General features: G+C 43.9%; 3 protein-coding genes. 1 reads left to right on the top strand and 2 read right to left on the bottom strand.

The window, feature by feature from the left end:
* Positions 1-78: 78 nt before the first annotated feature.
* Complete coding sequence (locus tag ACEW8S_RS16460; protein WP_373519208.1) at positions 79-1,566, top strand: sulfatase; 1,488 nt, start codon at positions 79-81, stop codon at positions 1,564-1,566.
* Positions 1,567-1,617: 51 nt separating this feature from the next.
* Here the strand turns inward: ACEW8S_RS16460 and ACEW8S_RS16465 are convergent, their stop codons facing one another.
* Together ACEW8S_RS16465 and ACEW8S_RS16470 are read right to left on the bottom strand one after the other, a co-directional pair.
* Positions 1,618-3,150, bottom strand: a complete 1,533-nt coding sequence (locus tag ACEW8S_RS16465; RefSeq protein WP_373519209.1) for an FG-GAP repeat domain-containing protein — start codon at positions 3,148-3,150, stop codon at positions 1,618-1,620.
* Positions 3,151-3,414, bottom strand: a 264-nt coding sequence (locus tag ACEW8S_RS16470; protein WP_373519210.1) for a hypothetical protein, incomplete at its 5' end; no start/stop codon positions are given. It lies immediately after the preceding gene.

Raw genomic sequence — 3,414 nt, forward strand, 5'->3', positions numbered from 1 at the left:
GCGAACGACAGATTCTACCGATTTTTTTCATTAAATTTCCTTTTCAAAACAATGCATTCCCCATCACAAAACCCTCCCATGAAGAAACTCAAATTTTTTGCACTAATAACCTGCATCCTTCTTTTTTCAGGTAAAAGCCCAGCCAACACCGACCCGCAAAAACCATCGAAAAAGAAACCCCGTAATGTCATCTTTATCCTTACCGACGACCATCGTTACGATTATATGGGCTTTACGGGTAAGGTGCCTTGGCTCGAGACCCCAAATATGGATAGGTTGGCATCCGAGGGAGCCTATCTGCCAAATACCTTTGTCACCACTTCACTGTGTTCACCCAGCAGGGCCTCCATTTTAACTGGACAATTCTCACATTCCCACACCATAGTCGATAATCAGGCGCCGAACCCCGGAGACCTGACTTTTTTCCCCGAATATTTGGAGAAGGCTGGCTACCAGACCGGCTTTTTCGGTAAGTGGCATATGGGCGACCATGGCGACGAACCACAACCGGGCTTTACGCATTGGGAGAGTTTTGTTGGCCAAGGAGTCTATTACAATCCCACCCTTAATATCAATGGCAAGCGAACGACTTATAAAGACTCCACCTACATCACCGACCTGTTGACCGATCATGCCGTGGATTGGCTGGACAAGCGGGACAAGAAAAAACCGTTCTTTATGTACTTGTCCCACAAGGCCGTGCACGCAGGTTTTCAGCCTGCCCAACGTCACAAAGGAAGGTACAAGGGCAATACAATAGAACTGCCTAGCACTTATGGTCAAACCCTGACTGGGGAATACAGAGATTTAAAGTGGCCCGAATGGGTTGCCAATCAGCGGGTGAGCTGGCACGGGGTCGATTATATGTACCACGGATTTAACGACATCCATGAAATGGTCGTCGACTATTGTGAAACGCTTTTGGGTGTAGATGAAAGCATCGGCACCGTTATGGAATACCTGAAAAAAGAGGGACTTGACGATTCCACCTTAGTCATCTATATGGGCGATAACGGTTTTAGCTGGGGTGAACACGGCTTGATCGATAAACGCCATTTTTATGAAGAATCGGTAAAAGTGCCCTTGTTGGTGCGCTGTCCAGAGCTGTTCGAAGGCGGAAAAACACCGAAACAGATGGTGCAGAACATCGATATCGGTCCTACGGTCTTGGCGGAAGCAGGCGTAAAACAACCGGACAACATGCCAGGCGTCTCGTTTATTCCTATCTTGACGGGGGATGCGGACGCAAAATCCCGAGAGGAGATTTTTTACGAGTATTATTGGGAATACGATTTCCCTATGACTCCCACGGTATTCGGTATGAGAACGGACAAGTACAAATACATCAAATATCAGGGCATTTGGGACCGCAACGAACTTTACGACCTCGAAAACGATCCCGATGAAATGTACAACCTGATCGCCGACCCTGATAAACAGGATATTGCCAAGTCGATGTCCGCCGCCATTTACGATTGGCTCGAAGAGACCGGTGGCATGCAGATTCCGTTAAAGCGTACTGTGAAGTATCGGTTTGGGGATTTTAAGCATGAGGGGGAGTATTGAGAAAAGCGAATTTGAAAAGAAAATGGGATTATCCGTTCGAAATTCCGTTCATCAGGGAACTAATTTATTTTCCAAAACCATTAAATCTACATTAGACGTTTCCCAAAGATGGGTTACCTCTTTTGGAACCGGGGTAAATACATAGGTAAAAGAACTTAAGACAATGTCATCATCGCCGTCTTTATCAACATCACCGGCATCCATCAATAGCCATCTGCCCAGCTTTGAATCTTGAAACGTATAGGGTTTAAATTGAAAATTTTCTGAATTTTCGTTTTCTAAATACACAAAAGAAAATTCTGGTGTTTGTTTATAATCCGGGAAGGTGGATAACACTCCAAAATCAACGTCCCCGTCCTGATCAAAATCCCGGGCTACCACTCTGGTAGCACCATTTAATGCATAAAAATATTTCTCCGTAAATCGATTCTGCCCGTCATTTATATGGATGCGTAGACCATGATATGGCTTTTGTACATAACTCTGGTCGGCATTGTCTCCGTGAACGGTTATGATGTCGTCATGGCCATCCCCGTCATAATCGATCAGCTCGAACCAACTTGTACCGTAGACCGGACTAAAATTGATGACTGGATGGGCATTAAATTCCAAATTATTTTGCTGATAGAGAATAACGATGCTTTCTTTGCCTTGTGAGGTAAGGGCTATCAAATCTTTTTTGCCATCATCGTTCATGTCTTTTGAAAGCGTGCGTATGGATCCCGGACGGTTCAAAAGTATTTTCTTTTCGTACTCCTGATCTTTTTCTTTGCTAAGTAGGGATAAGGCTCCGGTCAAATTACCGAACTCGCTTACCACCAGCTCATCTTGACCGTCTTCGTCGAGATCTTGAACCAAGGTATGAACCGGTCGGTGAAAAACTATTGGTATTTGCGCAAGGGTATGGTTTGATTTAATCTGTATGTTTCCCCTGGCAATCTCGGAAGGATTCAAATATCCAGTATGCGTTATATAGGCAAATCCATTCTTTTCGGTATAGGACGTAATGGCCTCACCGGTCTTTGTAAGAGTCTCGGTTTCCCCCATTTTAATTTTACGCCTCAACAGATTGCCGTTTAAATCGGCGATAATGACACTGTTATCTTGCCCATCGTATTTCAAAAACGTTATGAACGCGCCCGCACTACTATCAAGTCTAATCGGTCGAGGAACAAATTGAGCTAATTCATCACGGCTACTAGAATCGATGCCCGAAACCAAAGAATCAGGGGCTATGGTGATAATGTAACTCTTTAATAACTCCCAATCATGCAACGACAATTGGGGTTTATTGGGATAAATACCTGTTTGTTTAATGGCGTACTGTTCATCAAATGAAAGACCTTTGTAAGGATTGTTCGTGCTATCGATTATACCCATTCTTGCAGCCATATCAGGAAGAACACCATTCTCCCAAATATGCTTGGGAAGATCTTGGATGGCCGGCAACAAATGGCAGCTTGCACATTGTGTTTTGTATAATGTGATCGCTTTTTTTTCTTGTGGGGATGAGCAGGAGGCTGCCAGTAGACCAATAGAAAGGATGATAGTCCATATCAACCCCCTCTTTTTATTCATCTTCATTTAGAGACTATTTTGAAACACCTTGACTTTACCCCGATTCTGAGTAACTACGTAGTAAGGATTTCCTCCACTAGCATTTTTTACGGATATCATGTCTTTTGCGTCTCCGGTAATCTTGAATCCACTTTGCAAGGGTGTAACCACCTCAAATTCTCCTTTTCCGTCGCCTTTCAAGAGAGCTCCATTAAAAGCATCGTACCTGCCCACAAAAACCTCATTTCCGAAATTGTTGCCTATCATCAATAAATCTTGAAAGCCATCTTC

Origin of the sequence: Pricia sp., assembly GCF_041745955.1 — a bacterium.
Taxonomy (GTDB): Bacteria; Bacteroidota; Bacteroidia; order Flavobacteriales; family Flavobacteriaceae; genus Pricia.

What these genes read in the sequence shown, in the direction of transcription:
- ACEW8S_RS16460 (WP_373519208.1), top strand. Translation starts at nt 79, where the DNA reads ATGAAGAAACTCAAATTTTTTGCACTAATAACCTGCATCCTTCTTTTT.
- ACEW8S_RS16465 (WP_373519209.1), bottom strand. Translation starts at nt 3,150, where the DNA reads ATGAAGATGAATAAAAAGAGGGGGTTGATATGGACTATCATCCTTTCT.